This is a genomic window from Aminobacter sp. MDW-2 (assembly GCF_014250155.1).
Classification (GTDB): domain Bacteria; phylum Pseudomonadota; class Alphaproteobacteria; order Rhizobiales; family Rhizobiaceae; genus Aminobacter; species Aminobacter ciceronei.
Map to the genome: position 1 here is coordinate 65,842 of NZ_CP060199.1, position 22,018 is coordinate 87,859.

Consider the following 22,018-nt stretch of genomic DNA (forward strand, 5'->3'; position numbering starts at 1 on the left):
TCAATGCGCACATCATTGCAATTGTGCCCCAGCAGATGTATCTGTCCTGGACAAGCAATACCGGAGTCGAAGTCATGCCACGCACCGCGCTCGACGATACCGATCGCATGAACATCCGGGTGAAGCCGGAGGTGAAAGCGCGCCTGCTGCGAGCGGCAGCGCTGCGCCATACCGACCTCACCAGCTTCGTCACTCAGTCGGCGCTGCGCGAAGCCGAAACCGTCATTGCCGAGGCTGATGCCATTAAAGTTTCGGAGCGCGATTTCGGCCGCATCCTAACCCTTCTGGACAATCCTCCGAAGCCGAATGCCAGATTGCGGGCAGCTGCAGCGGCGCTCCCCAAAACTCTGTGAACGTTCCGCCATGGCATGAGGCGGCGATCGCCCGGTCCCACGATCGGAAAGCCTTTGATTGCGGCGACGTCGAGATGAATGGCTTTCTGCAGCGGTTCGCGCGCCAGGGACACGAGCAGAATGCCGTTAAGACCTACTGTGCGGTTCCTGATGATGCGCCCACCAGGGTTCTGGGCTTCTACAGTCTGGCGCCGGCCTCTGTCGAACATGATGCGGTTCCTGCCGCGATGACGAAGGGCATGGCGCGCCACGCCGTGCCGGGTTTTCTTCTGGCGCGGCTTGCCGTCGACCAATCGCTGGCGGGCAGGGGGCTTGGGGGTCAGCTTCTGCTGGCGGCCGCCCTGCGCTGCATCCGCGTCACCGTGGAAGTCGGCGGCGTACTGATGATCATCGACGCCAAAAACGAGCGGGCTGCGAATTGGTATGCGCGCTACGGCGCCGAGCCGCTGAAGGATCGCCCGCTGACGCTTGTCGTGCCACTCGCGACCTTTGCCAAAGCCCTGGAGGCCACCGGGCACCTCTGACGGCGCGCCGGCGGCCGACGACCCCGCACCTAAAACATCGTCCGCGGGCGCTGTGCTGTAGGACGCTCCGGCGGGTCGCTCGGCGTGATTTTTGGGCTTCTGCGCGACAAAAACGGCCATTTCCTATATAGAGAATAAAACGAACGATAATGCAACATTATCGTTCGTTTTAGTAGCGCGACAGGCGCGGCGCTTGTAGGCTTTGACGGTTGCAAAAAGCGCCGCGCCGATTCATCCTCGTCGGCGATGATTCTCCGCCCGAAACTGCTTCGCCATACACCTATGGTAGTCACCAGCGCGGCCTCGGCTGCGCCGGCCGCCGTGCCGACCTGGCTGCGCGCTGCAGCGGTTGGCCCCGGATCGCTTGAAGATGCTGCCTTTGCCGCAGCGGCGGCGCTGACCGCCCTCGACGCCGTGGTGCGCCGGCAGGCGCGATGGGCCGGCGCTTGGCGGCACCGCCTGGCGCTGACAGCGGCCGCGGTGACGGCGAAGCTGGCGGGGCGCGTCGAGGATGAGGCCGTATTGCGCGACGCGGTGCTGCTCACCCGAGCGGGCGATGATGTCGGCCCCGCAGGCCGCATGCTGTTGGCGTGGCGTCGGCTCGCCGCTCGGCCCGCCGAGGATCTTCTGTCGAGAAAGAACATCGCCGCGGTGCTGGAGGAATTCGATCACGCCCACGACGATGAGGCAGTGAGCGATCTGGTCGATGAATTGAAGCAGCTCGCCGCCAAGGGCGGGACGGTCGGCGTTCTGACCGGCGCGTTCATGGCCGTCGAGCGCTGCGGCTTCGACCGCATCCTCGGAGCCTGGCTCGCCGACGCCCTGCTGGCGCAGCGCCTGGGCTGGATTTTTGCGATGCCGTTGCTGGGCGGCGAGGCCGCGTTGGGCGCAGGCGCCGCTCGTCGCCGTCGGGATGTCGTGGCAGGGGTGTCGCCTGCCGAGACCCAAGCTGACCGCGCGAAAAGCCTGCTTGTCGCACAGGCGCGCGCCGCGTTGCGCGCCATCGACCTGTTTGCCGAGCTCGACCGCCGATCAGAGCGGTTGCTCGTGGTGGCGCCGAAGTTGCGTGCGCGAGCGTCGGACCTCGTCGTCGAAAGGCTCTTGTCCGACGACGCGATCGTTGCTTCGGAACAGATCGCCGGCATGAGCGATCGCGGCCTGCGCCGCCTGTTCGACCGGCTCGTTGAGCTTGGTGCTGTGCGCGAGCTCTCCGGCCGCCCCACGTTCCGCATCTACGGGCTGTGAAAACGATGGCGGAGCGTGCGGCCAGGCGACGAAATGGGGAGCGGGGAGGCGAAGGCCGACCAAACGACGGTTTGTTTGATCGGGAGCTGGATCATTTGCCGGCGGAAGCGCGCTGGCGCGAATGGATGCACCGCGTCGAGGCGACCATTTTTGCTGCCAGCGAGCCGGTCGGCCGCGAGACTCTGGCGCGGATCGTCGGCAAGAGCTGCAGCATCGACCTTTTGATCGACGACATTCGCGAGGAGTTGCGCGGCCGGCCTTACGACCTGGTCGCCGTCGCCGGCGGCTGGAAGCATCTGACCCGGCCGGCCTATGCCGACGCCATTCGAGCCGCAGTCGGCAGCAGTGAGAAGGCTGCCGCCCTCACGCAAGCCGAAGTGCTGGTGCTGATGTGCATCGCCTATTTTCAGCCGATCACCCGCGCCGAACTGTCGTCCTTCTTTGGCAAGGAGATATCGCGCGACCTGATCGGCCAACTGCGCGGCGCCGGACTGATTGCTTCGGGGCCGCGCAGCCCGACGCCCGGCGCGCCCTATACCTACGTGACGACCAAAGACTTCCTGCTGGAGTTCGGGCTCGACACGTTGCGCGACCTGCCGGATTTTGAGGCGCTCGAGGACGCTGGGCTGCTGTCGAAAGAAAAGCTGTTGGCCGGCGACATATTGCCAGAGTTCGCTGGCGGCCAAGCCGACGTCGATGCCAATAGCGAGGGATAGCGAAGGCTGACGATCCAACGACGAAGAAATCGCGATCGAGAGGGAGAACAGGGGGACGATGAATCGTCGCACCGTTGTCGTTGAAGGACCGCTCGCCTTCCGCATGAGGCGTGTCGCGGCCGCGCGGAACGCCGAAGCCGGCGTGCAGATCACGACGCTGCCGCAACTGGCGGCTCGGCTGGCCGGCGGTTTTGTGCGGCCGACCCGATCGCAGGATCTCGATCCCGCAATCCGGTCGGCGCTCGAGGCAGGCGGCTTCATTGACCTAGAAGGCATCCGAAGCCTTCCGGGCATGACCCGTTCCGCGGCGTCGACGCTGACACGATTGTGGAACGCTGATTTTTCTTTGGCCGACCGCACCCATGAGAGCACGCGGCTGCAGGATCTCGCGATGATCGAGGCGAGAGTGCAGGACAATCTGCCTGCCGGCGTGCTCACCTCGCGCGATCTCCGCGATGCGGCCCTGCGGCGCGTGCCTTTCGCTCCTGCAGTACTCGGGCCGATCGAGCTTGATCGCGTCGTACAGGTCGCGCCAGTCTGGCGGCCGCTGCTGATCGCCTTGGCCCGTGTCGTGCCGCTCCGCTGGCGAAACCCGGGCGCGGCCGATTTCGCCTGGTTCGCCGGCGCTGTCGAGATCGATGAGCGGCCCACGCCGGCCGCGCCGGAAGTCGTCTCCTGCGCCGCGCCGCGTGCCGAAGTGGTGGAAGCCTTGCGGTGGGTGCGCGAGCTTATCGCGTCGGGGCGGGCACGCCCGGACGAGATCGCGGTTTGCGCGACCGCGACCGAGGATTGGGACGAGCACATGCTGGTGCTGGCCACCGACGCGGGCCTGCCTGTGCACTTCTCGCACGGGGTGCCCGCACTGGCGTCGCGTGAGGGTCAGGCCTGTGCGGCGGTGGCCGACATCCTGCTCAACGGATTGAGCCAGAATCGCGTGCGCCGGCTGTTCGGCCACGCAGCCGGGCGAAGTCGGGCCCTGGAGGCGCTCCCGCAGACCTGGTCTGAGGGCCTGCGGCCGGGTGCTGCGCTATTCGAGCTCGATCAGTGGCGTCGGGCCCTAGAGGACGCGCACGCGCGAAAGGCCGAGGCCGTCGACGTGCGCCCGATTGTCGGGTCCGTTCTCGAGCTGCTCGCCAGAGGTCCCGACGCTGCCGCCGAAGCCGGCGACCTGCTGCTCGGCGCCGCGGCGCGAGCGCTCTGGACGGAGGCGCTTCGGCGCGCGGCGCCGGAGGCGCTCGAATTCTCTTTGCAAGAACTGCGGCTGCCCGACGGTCGCGATCCGGGCGCCTGCGCGGTCTGGTGCCCCGCGAGCCATCTGGCCGCGGCGCCACGGCCGTTCGTGCGGCTGCTGGGGCTGACGACGCGGTCCTGGCCGCGCCGCGTCGGCGAAGATCCGCTGATGCCGAGCCACATCCTGTCGCGCGAGGCGCTGGACGCCGAGTCGATCACCGACCGGGACCGACGCGCATTCGAGCTCGTCAGCGCGTATGCGACCGGAGGCTTAGTGTTGTCGCGAAGCCGCCGCAACGCGCAAGGCGGCCTACAGGCGGCAAGCCCGCTCGTGCCGAAGGGCGCCAATACCACCGCCCTGCGGCGTGCCCGCATTCCGAGACACGCTTTCAGCCCCGCCGACCGCCTGCTCGCGAGGCCGCAGGAGGCGGAAAGCTTTCCTTCGGTGCGCAGCGCTGACGCCTGCTGGCGGGACTGGCGAAACCCCGGCGTGACCGGCCACGACGGTCGCGTGCGGGCCAATCATCCGATGATCGCCAAAGCGATCGGCGAGGTGCAGTCGGCGACCTCTCTGCGCGTCATGCTGCGAGATCCGCTGGCTTTTGTCTGGCGCTACGCGCTGGGATGGCGTTCGCTCGTCGAGGAGGAGCAGCCGCTGTCGCTCGATACCCGCGCCTATGGCGAGTTGGTTCATGACGTTCTGAAGCGAACCGTCGACGCGCTGGAAGCCGGCCCGGGCTATGAGAAGGCCGCCCGCAACGAGATCGAAGCTGCGCTCGAGGCCGCGTGCGCCACGATCAGCGCCCAATGGCCGCTCGAGCGCTCAACCCCGCCGCTTCTGCTCTGGAGGCACACGCTCGACGCCGCTCGCGAACTCGCGTTGAAAGCGCTCACCCTCGACGAGGCGTTTCAGCCCGACACCCGAAGCTGGACCGAGCTGGCGTTCGGCCAAACCGAGGCGGCGGCCGACCCGAAACGCCTGTGGCCGCCAACGGCGCAGGTGATCATCCCAGACACGGCCGTCCGGATCCGCGGCAGCATCGATCGAGTCGACTACAACGCCGCGCGCAACGGCGTGCGGGTGTCCGACTACAAGACCGGCGCCGAGCCGCCGAGGGCGGAGGAGATCGTGCTTGGTCGCGGCGCCGAGCTGCAGCGCGTCCTCTATGCGATCGCGGCACGCCAGCTCGTGCCGGACGATCCTCGGGTCATCGCCCGGCTGGTGTTCCTCGGCGCCGACCAACCGAGACCGCACAGATTGCCGGACGTCGACCAGGCGATCGCCGACATCGGCGTGCATGTCACGGCAGCCATCGACCTTCTGAACCGCGGCGTCGCCTTGCCGGGACCGGATGCGCGTGAGGACTGGAATGACTTCGCGCTGGCTCTGCCGGCGTCGCCGACGACGTATTTCCAGATCAAGCAGGCCGCGCTGGCGCGCGCCTTCGGCGACTTCGCCAGCATCTGGAGTGCACGATGACCGGGCTGGCCGACGATGCCGCGCGGCTGAGAGCGCTGAACGAGCTCGACGCGACGCTGCTGGTCGAAGCGGCGGCCGGCACCGGCAAGACGGCTCTGATGGCAGGACGCGTCACGATGCTGCTGGCCAGCGGCGCACACCCGCGATCGATCGCGGCGATCACCTTCACCGAGCTTGCGGCCAGCGCGCTGGGCGCGCGTGTGCACCGCTACGTCCACGAATTGCTCGCGGGGACTGTTCCCAAGCCGTTGCGGATCGCCTTGCCCGACGGTCTGACGGAGGCGCAGCGCGGCGCGCTGGCGGCGGCCGCGAGCCAGCTGGATGAGCTGACGGCGACGACAATCCACGCCTTCTGCCAGGTGATCATCTGCAGCTATGCGGTCGAGGCCGACATCGATCCGGGCGCGCGCATCCTAGATGCGACCCAGGCCGAGGCGGCGTTCGACGCCGTGTTCGAGCAGTGGTTCCGGCGGCGGCTGAGTGGGTCGCAGCGAGCCGATGATCCCATCGCCGCCTTGTCGCGCTACTACCCGCGTGATGTGGCCGACACGCTGCAGAGCCTGGCGCGGTTTCGCCTGCAGCATCGCGGCGCGCGCGCCCCGGCCGCCGATCTGGGCGGGCGGCCCGACATCGATCTCGTCGAGGCGGTCGCTGACTTCCGCCGTTGGCTGTCGGCGCAGCCCGCGGAGCGCAGGACGCTCGAGCTGGTCGGGCATCTGGAGGCGCTGGCAAATCACTTCGCCGGCAGCTTCGAGACCCCGCCCGGCTTCGATACGCTCTGGCGTCTTGCCCATCCGGAGCGTCTGCCTTGCATGCGGCGGCACACGTTCGACCTGTTGACCCCGAAAACCAAGTCCGCCTGGGACCGCGCTGCCGGCAAGGATCGCGGTGCCGCGCTGAACGAGGCCGCCGGCCAGCATTTTGAGCGGGTGGATCACTGCTACCGGGTGATCCTCGGCCGGATCGCGACCGCTCTTGTCGAGAAGCTGTCCGACGGGCTCGATGAGGTGTTGGGCGAGTACGCCGCCTTCAAGCGCGCCGCCGCAGTGCTCGACTTCGATGACCTTCTGGAGCGGGCGCGCGCGCTGGTGCGCGAGCACGATACTGTGCGTCGCGCGCTCGGGCGGCGTTATCAGTACATCTTCGTCGACGAATTCCAGGACACCGATCCGATCCAGGCCGAGATCCTGTTCTGGATCGCGGCCGAGGACGCAGCACCTCGCTGGCAAGATAGCGCCTTGCGTGAAGGCGGCCTCTTCATGGTCGGCGACCCCAAGCAGTCGATCTACAGATTTCGCGGGGCGGACGTCGGCTCCTATGCCGACGCCCGTGATGCGATCCTGCGGCGCTGGCCTGACAACATCGTCCAGATCACCGCCAATTTCCGGTCGCGGCCGGCTATCCTGACGCATATCAACGGCTGCTTTGCCGCGCCGCTCTCGGGGCCTGACCAGCCGGGCTATGTGGCCCTCACGCCTACCTTGGATCCGCCAGGCCTTGATCTGCCTTGCGTAGCCAAGATCGCGATGGAGCTGCCGCCCAACGCGCGTTCGTCGGAGATTCGCGACGCCGAGGCCGAGGCGGTCGCCGAGGTCTGCACGCGCCTGATCGGCAACGTCGATGTCCGCGACGACGACGGCGAACACGCGCCGCTCACCCCTGGCGGCATCGCGCTCTTGGCGCCGACCGGCGCGGAGCTGTGGCGCTATGAACGCGCGCTGGAAGCCCGCGGGCTGCCGATCGCCTCCCAGGCCGGGAAGGGGCTGTTCCGCCGCCAGGAGGTGCAGGACATTCTGGCGCTGGCGCGCGTGCTTGCCGACGGCGGCGACACGCTCGCATTCGGCGCCTTGATGCGTGGACCGCTCGTCGGCCTGACCGAGGAGGAGCTGCTCGACATCACCGCAGCGCTCCCCCCCGTGCCGGCGGACCGGCCCGAGGCCATGCCGCGGTTTTCGGTGAGGACGCCGGTTGATCAGGTCGGCCACCCGATCGCGAGCGAGGCGCTGTCGATCCTGCAGGGCCTGCGACGCCGCGCCCGCACGACCACGCCGGCGCTGTTGCTGGCCGAGGCCGTCGAGCGTCTATCGGCGCGTCCGATCCTGAGCGCGCGCGAAGGCGATCGCAGCGGCCGGGCCCTCGCCAACGTCGAGGCGGTGCTTGAGAAGGCGAGGCCGTACGGTGTCCGAGGCCTGAAGCGCTTTGTCCGCGACTTCAACCGCGACTGGCGCCTGGGCACGGCGTGCAGCGAAGGCCGTGTCGACGCCGAAGGCGACGCCATCGAGATCATCACGATCCACAGCGCCAAGGGCCTGGAGTGGCCCGTTGTGATTCCGATCAACGCCGCCACGATGCTGCGCTCGCGCGATCGGTTCGTGCATCGCGCCGACGATGACACCCTGCACTGGGTGATCGGCGACGTCGTGCCGCCGGACCTGCTCGCTGCTCTCAGGGCCGACGACGAAAGCCTGAGGCGTGAGCGGGAACGGCTCTGGTACGTGGCGTGCACGCGCGCCCGCGAGCTGCTGATCGTGCCGGAGCTCCCGCCAGCCGAGCAGAATTCGTGGGCGCGGGTGGTCGACCTCGCCCATCGGGCGCTGCCGGAACTCGAGGTCTCGCATCTGGCGCCGGCGCCGGCGACGATCGTCGCCGACTCGCCGAACGCCCAGACCGCCGAGGTGTTCGCCTCCGAGCGCGCCGTCGTCGACGAGACCGCCGTTCCGCTGACGTGGATCCGACCGAGCGATCATGATCGCGATCGCCTGCCGGTGGCTGAGGTTGTCGCATTGGAAGCCGGCGAAGCGCCTGAGGTCGACGGGCCGGTCGGGGCGGGTCGCGTGCGGGGCCTCCTGCTGCAGAAGCTGATGGAGGAGATGCTAACCGGGGAGCTCAGCGAGGACTTGGCGGATTTCGTTGGCCGCGCCCGGATGCTCCTGGGCGAGCTGGTGCTCGACCCGACCGACCAAGGCGCGCTGCCGGATCCGGAAGAAATCGCCAGGACGGGCTGGCGCACCCTGCAGCTGCCGGAGGTCGCAGCGCTGCGCGATCGGCTCATCCCGGAGTGGCCGGTCTATGGTCTGCTTGCCGGCCGCACGGAGCCAAGCGCGCTTGCCGGGCGCATCGACGCCATCGCCTTTGCAGGCGACGCGGCTGAGGTGGTCGTCGATTGGAAGAGCGACATCGATCCTACAGAGGCAGACATGCGCCTGCACGCGGTCCAGCTTGAGGACTACCTGCGCGCCACCGGCGCGGCGCGAGGCGCGCTCGTGTACATGACCCCGGGAACCGTTCGGTGGGTCGTGCCGCGATGAGAGGCGCGATTCAGCGGCAATCTTTTGGTTTGTTGTGAATTGTCGTAGTCCAGCTACGATTGGAGCGTCAATTGCAAACTTGCCGGCGCTTTGAAAAATTCATATCATCGTAGTATGGCTACGACACAACGAAACAAGCTAAATCAACTCTATACGCTTTTGGCGCCAGGGACACCGGTGACTTCCGAGGATCTCGCCAACCTCGGGATATCGGCCGATCTGGCCGTCCACTACGTCCGGTCTGGCTGGCTTGAGCGATTGGCGCGGGGCGTCTATTCTCGGCCCAATGATCCGCCAGCACTGCACCCGAGCCTCGCCCTGCTTCGGCGGAGCTTCGCGGGTCTGCACGTCGGCGGCAAGTCCGCGCTGGATTGGCATGGCATTCGCCAATACGTGTCGCAGCGGCCGGTCCTCCATCTCTACGGCTGGAAGGCGGGACGGCTGCCTGACTGGTTCACGGAGCGGTTTCCAGCCGAGTATCACCGCAAGCGGCTTTTCGAGGAGCAACCCGGCGCGCTGCTTCATGTCCGGCCTTTCGAGAATCGCGACGGCGCGCCGCTTGTGTCGGCGCCGGAGCGCGCGCTGCTCGAGGTATTGAGCGAAGTTGGCGTGCGCCAGCCCCTCCAGGAGGCGCGCGAGCTGGTCGAGAGCGCCTACAGCCTGCGCGCGGACGTCCTGCGCGATCTCCTCAAGCGCTGCCTGAGCGTCAAGACCGTACGTCTTTGCCTGCAGCTCGGTCGCGAGCTACAGCAGCCTTGGGTCGGCAAACTAGATCCATCCAAGCTGCCCAAGGGGAGCGACAGGCCCTGGGTGTCGCGCTCGCCTGACGGGCTTCTTGTGCTGAAGCCATGAACCAGCTCTATCTCGAGACCGCTCGGCTGCTGACGCGCGTGGCTCCGCTGGTGTTCGTCGACGACACGTTCGCGCTGAAGGGCGGCACGGCAATCAACCTGTTCGTGCGCGACATGCCGCGGCTGTCGGTCGATCTCGACCTGGTGTTCCCGGACGCGGCCTTGCCGCGCGAGGAGGCGCTGCTGCGGATCAACGAGGCAATCCGTCAGTCCGCGGGCCGCCTGCAGAAGCGGGGCTTCCAGACGCATACGCCGGCGGCGCCGGAGTCCGGCGAGACCAAGCTGCTGGTGCGGCGCGGCGCCACACAGGTGAAGATCGAGGTGAACTTCGTCATGCGCGGCACGGTTCATCCCGTCCGGGCCGCGTCGCTGACGGGAAACGCGCGCGAGACCTTGGAGGCGGATCTCGAGATCCCGGTTGTGTCGCTGGAGGATATGTACGGCGGCAAGCTGGTCGCGGCGATGGATCGGCAGCATCCGCGCGATCTGTTTGACGTGGAGCAGCTGTTCGCGCACGAGGGGATCACCGCCGGCATCCGTCGCGCCTTCGTCGTCTACCTGGCAAGCCACAACAGGCCGGTGCACGAGGTTCTCTTCCCGTCGATGCGCGACATCCGCCAGGAGTTCGAGCACAATTTCGCGGGCATGACCGTGCAGCCCGTCGAGATCGACACGCTGCTCGCCGCGCGCGAGCGGATGACGCGCGAGCTGCAGCAGGGCCTCACGGCCGACGAACGCCGATTCCTGCTGTCGCTGGTCGCCGCGGCACCCGAATGGTCGCTGCTGGGCGTGCCGCATCTCGAACAGCTCCCCGGCTTGCGATGGAAGCTGCAGAATCTCGAGCGGCTGCGCAAGGCCAACACGCGAAAGTTTGCTGAGCAGTCGGATGCGCTCGCACGATTACTGGCATAAGCCGGTGGATCAAGAGAACCGGTCGAGGTCCCTCGACCCATTCATCATCGTACTTGAAGAGGATCGTCTCGCCTGCACGAGATGATGGGTGTGGGGATTGTCTAGCTGCTTCGCTTGGACTGATTTGCGGATACACTGACATAGTAGTCACGCCCCGAATCGTGTCCCCTAGTAAAGCGCTCCTGATGGTAGAACGAGAAATCCATCTTTACATCGACGACACCGGCAGCCGTGATCCGACAGAGAGCCGTAGGAAAAACGGCGTGACGAGATGGACTGCTTTGGCCTCGGCGGCATTCTGATCAACGAGGAGGATGTCGACGAGTTGTTCGCCGGCCACAAGGAGTTCTGCCAGCGGCATGGCATCGATTATCCCTTGCATTCTTGGGCGATCAGGGGCGGCCGGGCAATTTCGGCTGGCTGAGGAAGCCGGAAGCGGCATTCGCCTTTTTGACGGACCTCGAGAAATTCCTGACCAATTTGCCAATTGTCGGGATCGCGGCCGTTATTGATAGACAGGTTATGTCGCGCGCTACAGGGAAAGATATCAAGATCGGCTTTGGCTGATGTGTAAAACCGCGTACTGTATCCTGATCGAGCGGGCAGCCAAATTCGCTCGCGGCCGGGATCGTAAGCTGCGCGTATTCTTCGAGCGTGTGGCAAGGCTGAAGACAGAGATCTCATCGCCTACACCCGATCGCTGAAGAAGGAGGGCATGCCGTTCGATGAGAACAATACGTCCTCCTACCAGTCGCTGCGAGCGGAAGATTTCAGGGAAATCGTCCGCGGCGAACCGCGTGGCCGGACTAAAGCAACGCCGATGATGCAGATCGCCGACTTAGTGCTCTATTCGCGCATCATTGGCGACGCAGCCGATAGTCCAATAGTTACGGCTGAAGATCAGTTCTCAGGTGGCCTCGGCCTGACCTACACTTTCGATCGCACGGACTGACGCGTCATCGTCGTGAGCAATGAAGCCGGTATCGGGAAATACTTTTAGCTTGGGCTCGGTTCACCCGTCGCTTTCTTCCAGATCGATCCAAGCGGCATCGTCCCAACCTCGAAGCCACGCCTTGCCAATGTCGCTCTGTGTGCAATAAGGACACGCGTCACGAGCAATTCCCCTGCAGTACGCGTCAAGGCCCTCTGTTTTGGCAGAGTTAACCTCAGGTGACCGCTTCGGATGCTCCTTCATAGCGCGACATACCGGCCCTACGCGAACGGCCTCAATCCTGTACCAATACCGATGCCCAAAAACACCACCTCGTGCTCGATCATGTCAACGGCGGCGCAAAAGTCGGCCATTGGGCGGCGCAAAAGTAGGCCACTTGGCGCCGCCAGCGGGGAACGTCGGGAGGGCGTAGCCCGACCAGAGTTTCCCGCTGGCGGCGTCGGCGATCTTATGGGGTGGCGGCGGCGGTTCTTCGTACCCGGCTTTGGGCGAGGCGATAGCTGTCGCCATTCATCTCGAGGATGCTGACGTGGTGGGTCAGGCGGTCGAGGAGTGCGCCTGTGAGGCGCTCGGAGCCGAACGTTTCGGTCCATTCGTCGAAGGGCAGATTGCTGGTGATCAGGGTGGAGCCACGCTCGTAACGCTGCGAGATCAGCTCGAACAGCAGTTCCGCTCCGGTCTTTGACAGCGGCACGAAGCCCAACTCGTCGATGATGAGCAGCTTGTAGCCGGCCATCTGCTTCTGGCAACGCAGAAGACGACGTTCGTCGCGCGCCTCCATCATCTCGCTGACGAGCGCGGCGGCCGTGGTGAAGCCCACGGACAATCCCTTCTGGCAGGCCGCCAGACCGAGGCCGATTGCGACATGGGTCTTGCCCGTCCCGCTGGGCCCGAGCGCGATGACGTTCTCGCGCCTTTCGATCCATTCGCAGCGCGCCAGTTCCAGCACCAGCATCTTGTTGAGCTTCGGGATGGCGGCGAAGTCGAAGCTGTCGAGGCTTTTGGCTGCCGGGAACCTCGCCGCCTTGATGCGACGCTCGACCATCCTGCGTTCCCGATCGATCAGTTCCAGCTCGACCAGCCGTGCAAGGTAGCGGACATGATCGACGCCCTCGACCGCGCATTGCCGGGCAAGCTTGTGGTGCTCGCGCAGGAAGGTCGGCAGCTTCAAGGTCTTGAGGTGATGAGCGAGCAGGAGTTCAGGAGCATCGCTGCTCATGCCGGCTCCTCCTCACGGTCCAGCAGCCGCATATAGGCCTTGGCCGAGGTTGTCTCGACAGTGGCCCTGGGCAGATAGGGATAGATGTCGAGGTCCAGCCTGGGCGGCCTGCGCTCGGCCCGGCACAGGACGAGGTGCTTCACGGCATCGAAGCTGATGGCGGCCAGATGCAGCGCCTGCTTCACGGCCGCATGCAGATCGGCCAGATCGAAGCTTTCCAGAAGGCGCAGCACCTGCACATAGGCGCGTCGGCCCTGTTTGCCCATCCGCGCTTCCATGAGGCGGCGCAGTGTCGTGAACGCCTCCGGTAGTTCCCAGCCCTGCAAGGGTGCCGCCTGGTCAAGCGCGTTGATCTTCTGCTCGATCAGCGGCAGGTAATGCAGCGGATCGAAGACAACCTCCTCGCGCTCATAGCTGCGCGGATGACGGGCAATGATCTCCCCGCCGCAGCCGATCACCACCTCATCGACGTAGCCACGGATCCAAACGTCCTGGTGGCCGAAGGCGACCGGAACGGAGTAGTCGTTGGTCCTGTAGCGCACCAGCGCCTGCGAGGAGACCCGACCGCTGGCCTGGTCGCAGGCTTCGAAGGGCGATGCCGGCAGCGGGCGCATCGCCGCCAGATCGCGTTGCAGCCGTTCGCCGATCGTCTCGCTCTCGCCGCGCAGCCGGTCACCCTGGCGCTTGCTGCACTGCTCCTCGAGCCACAGGTTGAACGCGTCCCACGATGCAAAGCGCGGGATCGGCACCATGAAGTTGCGGCGGGCATAGCCGACCAGTCCTTCGACGCTGCCCTTGTCATTGCCCTTGCCGGGCCGGCCATAGCGATCCCGGATCAGGTAGTAGGACAGGAAGCCGCTGAACAGCGCCGCCCGCTTACGCGTGCCGTCGGGAAGAATCTTCGCCACCAGGCAGCGGTCATTGTCGTAGACGATCGACTGCGGCACAGCGCCGAAGAAGGCGAACGCATGGATATGGCCGTCCACCCATGCCTCGGCCACCGCCCCCGGATAGGCCCGCACATAACAGGCATCGCTGTGCGGCAGGTCGAGCACAAAGAAGTGAGCCTTCTGCTCCACGCCACCGATGACCACCATAGCCTCGCCAAAGTCGGCCTGCGCGTGCCCGGCAGGGTGCGCCAGCGGCACGAACATCTCCTGGCCGCGCCGCTCCCGATCGCGCATGTAATCCTTGATGATCGTGTAGCCGCCGGTAAACCCGTGCTCGTCACGAAGCCGATCGAACACACGCTTGGCCGTATGGCGCTGCTTGCGCGGAACCGTCCGGTCCTCGTCAAGCCACCGGTCGATGATCAGGATGAACGCTTCCAGCTTCGGGCGTCGCACCGGAGCCTGCCGCCGATAGCCGGGCGGAACCGAATACGCCATCATCTTGCGAACAGTGTCGCGCGAGATGCCAAAATGCCTTGCTGCTTCGCGCTGGCTCATGCCGCCATCGCAAGCCACGCGAACCTTCAGATATAATTCCACGGTGTAGATCCCTCGTCCCTCCCTGCGCCTCGCAGAAAAGGGAAAAAGTGGACGACTTTTACGCCGCCCGCAGCAGGACTATCCCGCCGCTACCGTGGTCGACTTTCTCACCGCCGTTCTCACGGATGCTTCCGACACAAAATAGCTTTGAGTGTCGGTGAACGTCACGGCCAATTCCCGGGGCGACAGCTCCGGCTTGTCCAGGGCAAGGTCGACGATCCGATCCCGCACAGGCTCGGGAATGCGGTTCCACACCCGGCCAGGCCGTGGGCTACGATCCTGGAGCGCATCGACGCCGCCCGTCAGGAAACGATCATACCAGCGGTGGAAGGTAGCGCGCGGGATGCCGAGTTTTTCCAGTGTGCGACGCGCCGGCAAGTGGGATCGCTCGACGATCTGGATGATCTCGAGCTTCTCTGAGGCGGGGTATCTCATTCGTCGTCGCCCCCATCCGCGATCATGCTTTTTTTAAGCAGCCGCAGCTCCAGCGCCTGTTCGGCGACGACTTCCTTCAGATCGCGGGCTTCCTTGCGAAGCACCTTCACCTCATCGGTGGTGGCTGCGCGCGCCGTGTCACCCGCCAGCCGCTTCTTGCCGGCTTCCAGGAATTCCTTCGACCAATTGTAATACAGGCTCTCCGCGATGGCTTCCCGGCGGCACAGGGCCGCGATCGACTCCTCGCCGCGAAGCCCCTCCAGCACGATACGGATCTTCTCCTCCGCGCCATACTGCTTGCGGGTTACCCGGCGGATGTCCTTGATCACCGTCTCCGCTGACGGCTTCTGCGTCCCGGCTTTCTGTCTCATCGTCGTTCCTCTGAAAGGCTACGATGAACCAGAAATCCTCCTCTCTCAATTAGCCCAATTCTGTCTCATCGGTGCTGACGCCGGACAGGGTACATAGTGCCGGATCTTCGCCGAGGTGCGCACCGAGCAGCCGAAGGCGCCGCAACGCAGCCAGTAGCAGATGCCGACGACCCGGTATTCGAGGCAATCAGGCGAAAGCGCCGATGTCGCAATCTTCGCAGTATCCAGCGCGAACGCCGACGCCGTGCTGCCGAGAAGCAGCGCGACGACGCCGGCTCGAAGGCGACAGGCGCGCATCACGGCTGCGCACTCCGGAACGCCTCGATCCGAGCGAGCGCGCGTGACACATCGGCATCGCCATAGACGACGTACCGTCGCTCGACGACCACAGCGGGGAGCGTTGTGATGCCCAGGCTCCATGCCTGTGCGATTTCCTCGTAGGCGTCGCCAAGTTCCCGGTCCAGCGTGCCACCGCCGTCCCGCAGGCGTAATAGGGCAATAGCTTGCGCCCGCGCGGGATCGGAGGGCAGATCAGCAGAAATCCGTTTCTCGATCGCTCCGGCATCGTCAAGATGAATGACTAACGTCTCAGCGGACGCATCTACGGGGAGGGACCGGGTCGTGTAGACTTTGACTGGTACAGCGCCTGCCGGCCAGGCAGTGATGGCAACGAGTCCGGCTATCGCCCCGATTCGCAGGATATCCAACGCGGTTAGGACATGAAACAGCATGGGCATTGTTGGCTCCTGTAGATCGACAACCCGAAGGAGCCCGGAATTGAATGCGAACGTGAGGCGAGGTCAGCCAACAATTGGCACAGACGCGTGACCGGATTCACCACTGCTCCCCTGGCGGCGCATCCGGCTCACTCTATCGCGATGACGACTTTTGCCCCGAGGCCAGGACATTCACGGCCGGAAGTTGTGCTACCAGGCGCACGACCCAATCACATTGACAGCTGCCAAATCGCAACGCATACTATACAGACAGTATGTAATTAGCTGAGCTGATGCACGGATGGTTGCGGCAGCGCGACTTGGAGAGGTTTTCATGGACATGCAGAGTTACGAGGCCTTCCGCGAGAGCTTGCGGCGGTTTGCCCTTGAGAAAATCGAGCCCCACGCGGCGGCATACGATCGGGAGCAGCGCTTCCCCGAGGAGTCTCTCGAAGCCTTCAAGGAATTAGGACTCGTCTCTCTCGCCTTCCCGGAAGAGGATGGCGGGCAGGCGGGAGATGTCCTGTCCCAAGCAATTACGCTCGAAGAACTCGGCCGTGTATGCGCAACTTCCTCGCTAACGTTGATGGTGATCTGGGCTGGTCTCGGGCCTGTTGGAAAGCACGGATCGCAGAAGCTGCGCGACGAGGTCATCCGTCCGGCAATGGCGGGAGACGTCGTCGCATCGATCTGCCTCACCGAACCGGCCGGAGGCTCAAATCTCTTCGGGCTTAAGACGAGGGCCGAGAAGGCCGGTAGTGAGTGGGTGTTGAACGGTCAGAAGCGTTTCATCACCAATGCGACGCGCTCCGACTGGTACACGGTGCTCGCACGTACGGGCGAGAAGACGCTCGGGCTGTTCTCCGTTCACAAGGACGATCCCGGGATTTCGTTCGGCCATCGGGAAACCAAGATGGGTATCAAAGGCAGTCCGACGGCTGATGTCATCCTCGACAACTGCCGGATACCCGAACACCGCGCGGTCGGCGATGCAAGCAAGGGGTATCACTACATTACAGACTCGCTTACCTGGACGCGTGTGCTGATCGGCGCGCAGGCGCTCGGCATCGCCCAAGGCGCGCTCGACCAAGCCGTAAAGTACACGTCTGAACGTGAACAGTTCGGCGAGACTTTGTCACGCTTCCAGATGATCCGCGGCAAGATCGCGGACATGGCGACGGAGATCGAGGCCGGACGGGCGCTCCTCTACAATGCCGCGCAGAGCATCGACGCTGGCGACCCCAAGGCGCGTGCGCTTGCATCGATGGCCAAGCTGTTCTGCAGCGACGTTGCGATGCGTGTCACGACGGAGGCGGTGCAACTCCATGGCGGCGCGGGTTATCTCGCCGATTTCCCCGTGGAACGTATGATGCGTGATGCGAAGATCACGCAAATCTATGAAGGCGTCAACGAGATCCAGCGCCTGATCATCGCAAAGCACGTCTACGGATAGAGCGGGAGATACATATGAGCCTCATTACCTATCTGACGCGTATCCAGTTCGACCATGGGGCCGTCGGGCTGCTGCGGGAGGAAATGGATCTGCTTGGCGTCTCGCGGCCGCTAATCGTCACTGACAAGGGAATCGTCAATGCCGGGCTGATCGAGAAAGTGTTAGAAGGAGCAGGCGGCGACCGCAAATTTGCGATCTACGACGGTACTCTGGAAAACCCCGACGAAGCGTCGGTGATCGACGCCCGGAACCTGTTCCAGCAAGAAGGGTGCGACTCAGTCGTCGCGGTCGGCGGCGGCTCCTCGCTCGATCTGGCCAAGGCCGTTTCCCTTCTCGTGACCCATTCGGAGCCGCTTGAGCAATATGCCGCGATCCTGGGGGGCATACCGAAGATCACGGCGAAGAAACCGCCCCTGATCGCCATTCCCACGACCTCCGGCACCGGCAGCGAGGTCGGTCGGGCCGCGCTGATCACGCTCAACGACGGCCGCAAGCTCGGCTTCATCTCCCCGTACATGATTCCGGAAGTCGCGATTTGCGACCCCGATCTCACCCTTGGCCTGCCGCCATATCTTACGGCCGCGACCGGCATGGACGCCGTAACCCATTGCATCGAAACCTTCCTGAGTCCGCGCGAGAATCCTCCCGCAGAGGCGATCGCGCTCGACGGACTCGGTCGCGCCATGCGTTTTCTCCGCCGCGCCTTTCGCGACGGTCGTGATCGCGAGGCCCGCAAGGAGATGATGATGGCGTCTCTCGAAGGCGGCATGACCTTCCAGAAGGGCCTCGGCGCGGTTCACGGCATGTCGCATGCCCTGGGCGGCCTGAAATCGCCGCGCCTGCACCATGGCACGCTCAATGCGGTAATCCTGCCGTCCGTGCTGCGATTCAACCATAGCCATGCGGGCGATAAATACGCGGCGCTGCGCGCGGCTATGGGCTTGGCCGAAAATGCCGATCTCGCCGAGGCGATCGCGCGGCTGTCGGCCGATCTCGGCCTGCCTTCCAGCCTGTCGCAAATGGGGGTACCGGAAGATTGCATTCCGCTGATGGTCGAGCGCGCCATGGAAGATCATTCGACCGCAACCAACGCGCGGCCGCTGTCAGCAAGCGATTACGAAGCACTCTTCCGAGAGGCCATGGAGGGCGATCGATGAGTGGTCCTGGCGCATCTGCAGGCGGGGGCAGCGGCCTGCATGGAGTTCGGGTACTCGACCTGTCGCGGTTGGCGCCAGGGCCATACTGCACCATGCTCCTGGCCGACATGGGCGCCGAGGTTATCGCCGTCGGCGGTGGAGCCGGCAGCCTGCCGATCCCGGTCTTCCTGCGTGGCAAGACATTGATAAGCCTCGACCTCAAATGCAAGGAAGGCCGGCAGGCCTTCCACCGGCTCGCCGAAGGCGCCGACGTCGTCGTGGAGGGGTACAGGCCCGGTGTGGCAGCACGGCTGGGCATCGATTACGATACACTGAAGGCGATCAATCCGCGGCTGATCTACTGCTCGCTTACCGGCTATGGACAGACGGGGCCGCTTTCGCAGGAAGCCGGCCACGACATCAACTATGCCGCGCTGTCGGGCGCGCTAGGCGCTTTCGGCCCGGTGGACGACGTGCCGGTCTTCCCGCTCAACCTCCTGGCCGATTTCGCCGGAGGAAGCCTATTCGCCACCAACGGCATCCTGTGCGCCCTCTATGAGCGAGAACGGACCGGCGTCGGCCAGTACATCGACGCTGCAATGGTGGACGGGTGCCTGTCCCTGATGGCGATGCATTTCCCCGACTGGGGCAATCCGGTGCTCGCTGCGCGAGGCGACGGCCTGGTGGCGGGGACCGCCCCCTATTATCGCTGCTATCTCTGCGCTGATGGAAAGTATGTGGCGACTGGGGCGCTGGAACGGCGCTTCTTCGAGAATTTGTGGGCTGGACTCGGTTATGACGACCCGCCGCCACCGCATCTCGACCGCTCCTCCTGGGATGCGATGACGGCCAGATTCCAGGAAACCTTCAGCCTACGTTCCCGCGATGACTGGACCGCCCATTTTGCTGGAAAGGATGCCTGCGTCGCGCCGGTGCTCGACCCCGAGGAAGCACTCGCGCACCCTCACAACCGCATGCGGCACCCGGCTTTCAGCAAGGACGATGCGGTGAAAGCTCCCATCATGCCCGCCACCGCAGGTCGGACTCCCCACACGGATCTGACGGATCGCACCGCAGAGGTGTTGAACGCGGCCGGTTCGAGCAGGGAAGAGATCGAGAAGGCGAAAGCTCCTGCAGCGGATATCTCAGGGCTTGCGTGGCCACCACTGTAGAGCATCGGAGGGAATTCAATCTCAATCCGATGAGGACGCACCAGCTAACAGCATTGGAGAGCCTGGCATTTTGATCTATTCCCAAAGGACGCAGTCCGAATCCTTCGGTCGGTGAAACTTACCGGAAGCTACTGCATGCCAAAATCCGCAACTCCCAAGCTGAACAAGAAAGCGCTCCTTCGCGAGGAGAGCATCGGTCGCCTCACGCAAGCAGCCTTCCGCCTGATCGTCGCCAAAGGCTATCATGCCTGCACCTTGCAGGATATCGCGGAGGCGGCCGGCCTTACGAAGGGCGCGATCTTTTTCTACTTTGAAAGCAAGGAGAATCTGCTTCTCCAGCTCCTCGACATTGCCGAGGCGCATATCGTCGATCCGCTGATCAGCCATCTGGACGAAAAGGAAAGAACTGCTCCGGAAAAGATCGCCGAGTTCTTCCGTTTCACCTCGAAACAGGGAATTGATCGACCGCATGAGCTGCTCTGCCTGATCAAGATGTCGATCGAGAGCCGCAACGGCACCGATATCGCCGACCGGCGAGTGTCAGAGATTTACCAGCGCATCTACGGCGTGCTCGAGGGCATCGTCGATCAGGGCAAAGCCCGCGGCGAGCTTCCTTCGCACCTTCCGACGCGTGAGTTTGCCACACTTGTCGTCGCCACCCATGACGGCATGATGCTCGAATGGCACCGCCGCGGCGGGGGCATAGACGGGCGTCTGTTCGTGCGCACCGTTTGGCAGACTTTCCTCAACGGCATTCTTGGCGAGAAGTCCTAGCCCGATCCGATCCCGCTCTTTCCCGACGCCAGGTCGCGTAGCCTCAACCCAGCCTTTTGCCTGTCCCAGGTAGCATCGTTGATGCCCGCTTCTCGCAAGTCGCGCTTGCGTACCTTGTTCGTGGGTGTTCTTGGCAAGTTCGGCACAATTTCGATGTAGCGCGGCACCATAAAGTGCGGCAGGCGCCGGGCTAGATATGTCAGAAGCGCTGCGGGGTCCAACTGCTCCGTGGCGCCGACGCACAGCTTGATATCGTCATCGCCTTCCATCCCGGAAGGAACGCCGACGGCAGCAGCTTCGCGCACGCCGGGGAAATCAAGAGCGGCGCTCTCTATGTCGAAGGACGATATGTTCTCCGCTCGGCGCCGAATCCGGTCCTTGATGCGATCGACGATGTAGAAGTTTCCATCGGCATCGCGCCACGCTGCGTCGCCCGTGTGAAACCAGAGATTTCGCCATGCTGCGACGGTTTCGTCCGGCATGCCCATGTAGCCGGTCATCATCATCCAGGGATGGCGCGGACGCACCACGATCTCACCCACTTCGCCCTCACCCACTTCCCAGTCGGTCGCCGGATCGACGATCTTCACCTCGTGCCAGTCCAGCATGGGGCGGCCGCAAGAACCTTTCGGTCGATCGCCCTCAAAGCTGGTCCAGCATGGGCAGGTGATCTCTGTCATGCCCCACATCTCGATGCCGCGCAGGCCGAAGCGCTCTTCGAAGGCTTCACCAATGGATTTCGGCAATGGACAGCACATCAAGCGACGCATGGCGTGGTCCCCGTCGACAGCGGTCGGTGGGGTCGCGTAGATCATCTCGATCATAGGACCATGCGCGAGGCTTAGCGTTACACCGTTCTCGCGGATGGCTGCTAGCCAGCGCTCGGCATCGAAACGCCGGTCGATCACGACGCGCGCACCCATGGCGAACGCAGCCAGCACGCCCATGAACTTGCCGGCGATATGGTTGAGCGGATGAGCGCAGTAGTAGACGTCGTCCTCCGTCAGGCGAGCGTTGACGATCGCCTGGTGCGCGAGAAGGCAGACATGGGCGTTGGGCATCAACACGCCCTTGGATGGTCCGGTGGTGCCGGACGTGAACATGACCGCGGCAGCGTCGGAAGGTTTCAGATCAATATCGGACGGAATGCACTGTGGGGAGGAGACGATGGATTCGTATGGATGGCACGCTATGCCGGGTAGCCCGGGTAGCGCCGTTTCCGCCTGATCCTGGACGAGGACCACATCTTTCAGAAAGGGAAGATCGCTCGCGATTTCGGCGAGTTGCGGCATAAGCGACGCATCGGCGAGCACAAGCGACGGCTTCGTGGTCGACAGTACGTGACGCAGTACATCCCCGCGATAGCCGGCGTTGATCGTCACGTCGACGGCTCCGATGAGGTTCGCCCCCATCCACCCATGCAACGACGGAATACCGTTCCTGCACAGTATGCCGATCATGTCTCCTTTCCTGATGCCGCAATCCAGGAGGAAAGCTCCAAGGGATGAAGCGCGGCCGATAAAGGTTGCATAGCTTTCGGCGCCGCCTCCCACTTCCTCGATGAAGGGCCGGGTTGCACTTTCAGCCAGACGATGTTCGGCAAGCGTTCGGATCGTCCAATCTTCCAGTGGCCCCAGCGGCATTGCCAGGTGCGATTGCGTCATTGTCTCCTCCGTCTCCC

At 64.4% G+C, this 22,018-nt stretch carries 19 protein-coding genes and 2 pseudogenes; 13 read left to right on the plus strand and 8 right to left on the minus strand.

Features of this window, described 5'->3' with window-relative positions; all coding sequences use genetic code 11:
• Nucleotides 1-74 precede the first annotated feature (74 nt).
• From H5P29_RS31440 to H5P29_RS31475, 8 genes are all read left to right on the plus strand, one after another.
• Entirely contained in the window at nt 75-353 is a 279-nt protein-coding gene (locus H5P29_RS31440; RefSeq protein ID WP_154387124.1) for a DUF1778 domain-containing protein, read from the plus strand.
• A complete protein-coding gene (locus tag H5P29_RS31445) occupies nt 350-877 on the plus strand; it encodes a GNAT family N-acetyltransferase (RefSeq protein ID WP_185910464.1) in 528 nt (175 codons plus the stop codon). The genes H5P29_RS31440 and H5P29_RS31445 overlap by 4 nt, the downstream gene beginning before the upstream one ends.
• A 282-nt stretch (nt 878-1,159) precedes the next feature.
• Nucleotides 1,160-2,122, plus strand: a complete 963-nt coding sequence (locus tag H5P29_RS31450; RefSeq protein WP_154387125.1) for a DUF1403 family protein — start codon at nt 1,160-1,162, stop codon at nt 2,120-2,122.
• Between the two features lie 5 nt (nt 2,123-2,127).
• Entirely contained in the window at nt 2,128-2,838 is a 711-nt protein-coding gene (locus H5P29_RS31455) for an SMC-Scp complex subunit ScpB (protein WP_154387126.1), read from the plus strand.
• A gap of 58 nt (nt 2,839-2,896) precedes the next feature.
• A complete protein-coding gene (locus H5P29_RS31460) occupies nt 2,897-5,548 on the plus strand; it encodes a PD-(D/E)XK nuclease family protein (protein ID WP_154387127.1) in 2,652 nt (883 codons plus the stop codon).
• Nucleotides 5,545-8,856: an exodeoxyribonuclease V subunit beta gene (locus H5P29_RS31465; RefSeq protein ID WP_154387128.1), complete on the plus strand. Its 3,312-nt coding sequence runs from the start codon at nt 5,545-5,547 to the stop codon at nt 8,854-8,856. Before H5P29_RS31460 ends, H5P29_RS31465 begins: the two co-directional genes overlap by 4 nt.
• 114 nt (nt 8,857-8,970) lie before the next feature.
• Nucleotides 8,971-9,708 (plus strand): type IV toxin-antitoxin system AbiEi family antitoxin domain-containing protein, encoded by a 738-nt coding sequence (locus H5P29_RS31470; protein WP_154387129.1) that lies wholly within the window; start codon nt 8,971-8,973, stop codon nt 9,706-9,708.
• On the plus strand, nt 9,705-10,619 hold the full coding sequence (locus H5P29_RS31475; RefSeq protein ID WP_154387130.1) for a nucleotidyl transferase AbiEii/AbiGii toxin family protein: 915 nt from the start codon (nt 9,705-9,707) through the stop codon (nt 10,617-10,619). The genes H5P29_RS31470 and H5P29_RS31475 overlap by 4 nt, the downstream gene beginning before the upstream one ends.
• A 208-nt stretch (nt 10,620-10,827) precedes the next feature.
• Here the strand turns inward: H5P29_RS31475 and H5P29_RS33035 are convergent, their stop codons facing one another.
• Nucleotides 10,828-10,980, minus strand: coding sequence for a hypothetical protein (locus H5P29_RS33035; RefSeq protein WP_185910465.1), 153 nt, complete (start codon nt 10,978-10,980; stop codon nt 10,828-10,830).
• A 354-nt stretch (nt 10,981-11,334) separates the two neighbouring features.
• Here H5P29_RS33035 and H5P29_RS33040 point away from each other — a divergent pair, with 354 nt between their 5' ends.
• Nucleotides 11,335-11,571 (plus strand): MipA/OmpV family protein, encoded by a 237-nt coding sequence (locus tag H5P29_RS33040; RefSeq protein ID WP_185910466.1) that lies wholly within the window; start codon nt 11,335-11,337, stop codon nt 11,569-11,571.
• A gap of 60 nt (nt 11,572-11,631) precedes the next feature.
• Here H5P29_RS33040 and H5P29_RS33045 read toward each other — a convergent pair whose 3' ends face one another.
• The 6 genes and pseudogenes from H5P29_RS33045 to H5P29_RS31510 form a co-directional block, all read right to left on the minus strand.
• A complete protein-coding gene (locus H5P29_RS33045) occupies nt 11,632-11,814 on the minus strand; it encodes an Rmf/CrpP family protein (protein WP_371818671.1) in 183 nt (60 codons plus the stop codon).
• 205 nt (nt 11,815-12,019) lie between these two features.
• Nucleotides 12,020-12,790 carry an IS21-like element helper ATPase IstB gene (gene istB, locus H5P29_RS31490; protein ID WP_154387131.1) on the minus strand — a complete coding sequence of 257 codons (771 nt, stop codon included), beginning with the start codon at nt 12,788-12,790 and terminating at the stop codon, nt 12,020-12,022.
• On the minus strand, nt 12,787-14,238 hold the full coding sequence (gene istA / locus H5P29_RS31495) for an IS21 family transposase (protein WP_154387140.1): 1,452 nt from the start codon (nt 14,236-14,238) through the stop codon (nt 12,787-12,789). The genes istB and istA overlap by 4 nt, the downstream gene beginning before the upstream one ends.
• 162 nt (nt 14,239-14,400) lie before the next feature.
• Nucleotides 14,401-15,086, minus strand: a pseudogene (locus H5P29_RS31500) (helix-turn-helix domain-containing protein); the annotation flags it as partial.
• A gap of 87 nt (nt 15,087-15,173) precedes the next feature.
• Nucleotides 15,174-15,383 (minus strand): annotated as a pseudogene (locus tag H5P29_RS31505) (TIGR03756 family integrating conjugative element protein); the annotation flags it as partial.
• Nucleotides 15,383-15,823 carry a TIGR03757 family integrating conjugative element protein gene (locus H5P29_RS31510; protein ID WP_210252550.1) on the minus strand — a complete coding sequence of 147 codons (441 nt, stop codon included), beginning with the start codon at nt 15,821-15,823 and terminating at the stop codon, nt 15,383-15,385. The gene H5P29_RS31510 and the pseudogene H5P29_RS31505, both read right to left, overlap by 1 nt.
• Before the next feature lie 313 nt (nt 15,824-16,136).
• Here H5P29_RS31510 and H5P29_RS31515 point away from each other — a divergent pair, with 313 nt between their 5' ends.
• From H5P29_RS31515 to H5P29_RS31530, 4 genes are all read left to right on the plus strand, one after another.
• Nucleotides 16,137-17,255, plus strand: coding sequence for an acyl-CoA dehydrogenase family protein (locus H5P29_RS31515; RefSeq protein ID WP_154387517.1), 1,119 nt, complete (start codon nt 16,137-16,139; stop codon nt 17,253-17,255).
• A gap of 14 nt (nt 17,256-17,269) precedes the next feature.
• Complete coding sequence (locus H5P29_RS31520) at nt 17,270-18,412, plus strand: iron-containing alcohol dehydrogenase (RefSeq protein WP_154387518.1); 1,143 nt, start codon at nt 17,270-17,272, stop codon at nt 18,410-18,412.
• 92 nt (nt 18,413-18,504) lie between these two features.
• A complete protein-coding gene (locus tag H5P29_RS31525; protein WP_246670940.1) occupies nt 18,505-19,563 on the plus strand; it encodes a CaiB/BaiF CoA-transferase family protein in 1,059 nt (352 codons plus the stop codon).
• 135 nt (nt 19,564-19,698) lie between these two features.
• On the plus strand, nt 19,699-20,337 hold the full coding sequence (locus tag H5P29_RS31530; RefSeq protein WP_154387520.1) for a TetR/AcrR family transcriptional regulator: 639 nt from the start codon (nt 19,699-19,701) through the stop codon (nt 20,335-20,337).
• Here H5P29_RS31530 and H5P29_RS31535 read toward each other — a convergent pair.
• Entirely contained in the window at nt 20,334-22,001 is a 1,668-nt protein-coding gene (locus H5P29_RS31535) for an AMP-binding protein (RefSeq protein ID WP_154387521.1), read from the minus strand. The two genes, H5P29_RS31530 and H5P29_RS31535, sit on opposite strands and share 4 nt — an antisense overlap.
• Nucleotides 22,002-22,018: the final 17 nt, after the last annotated feature.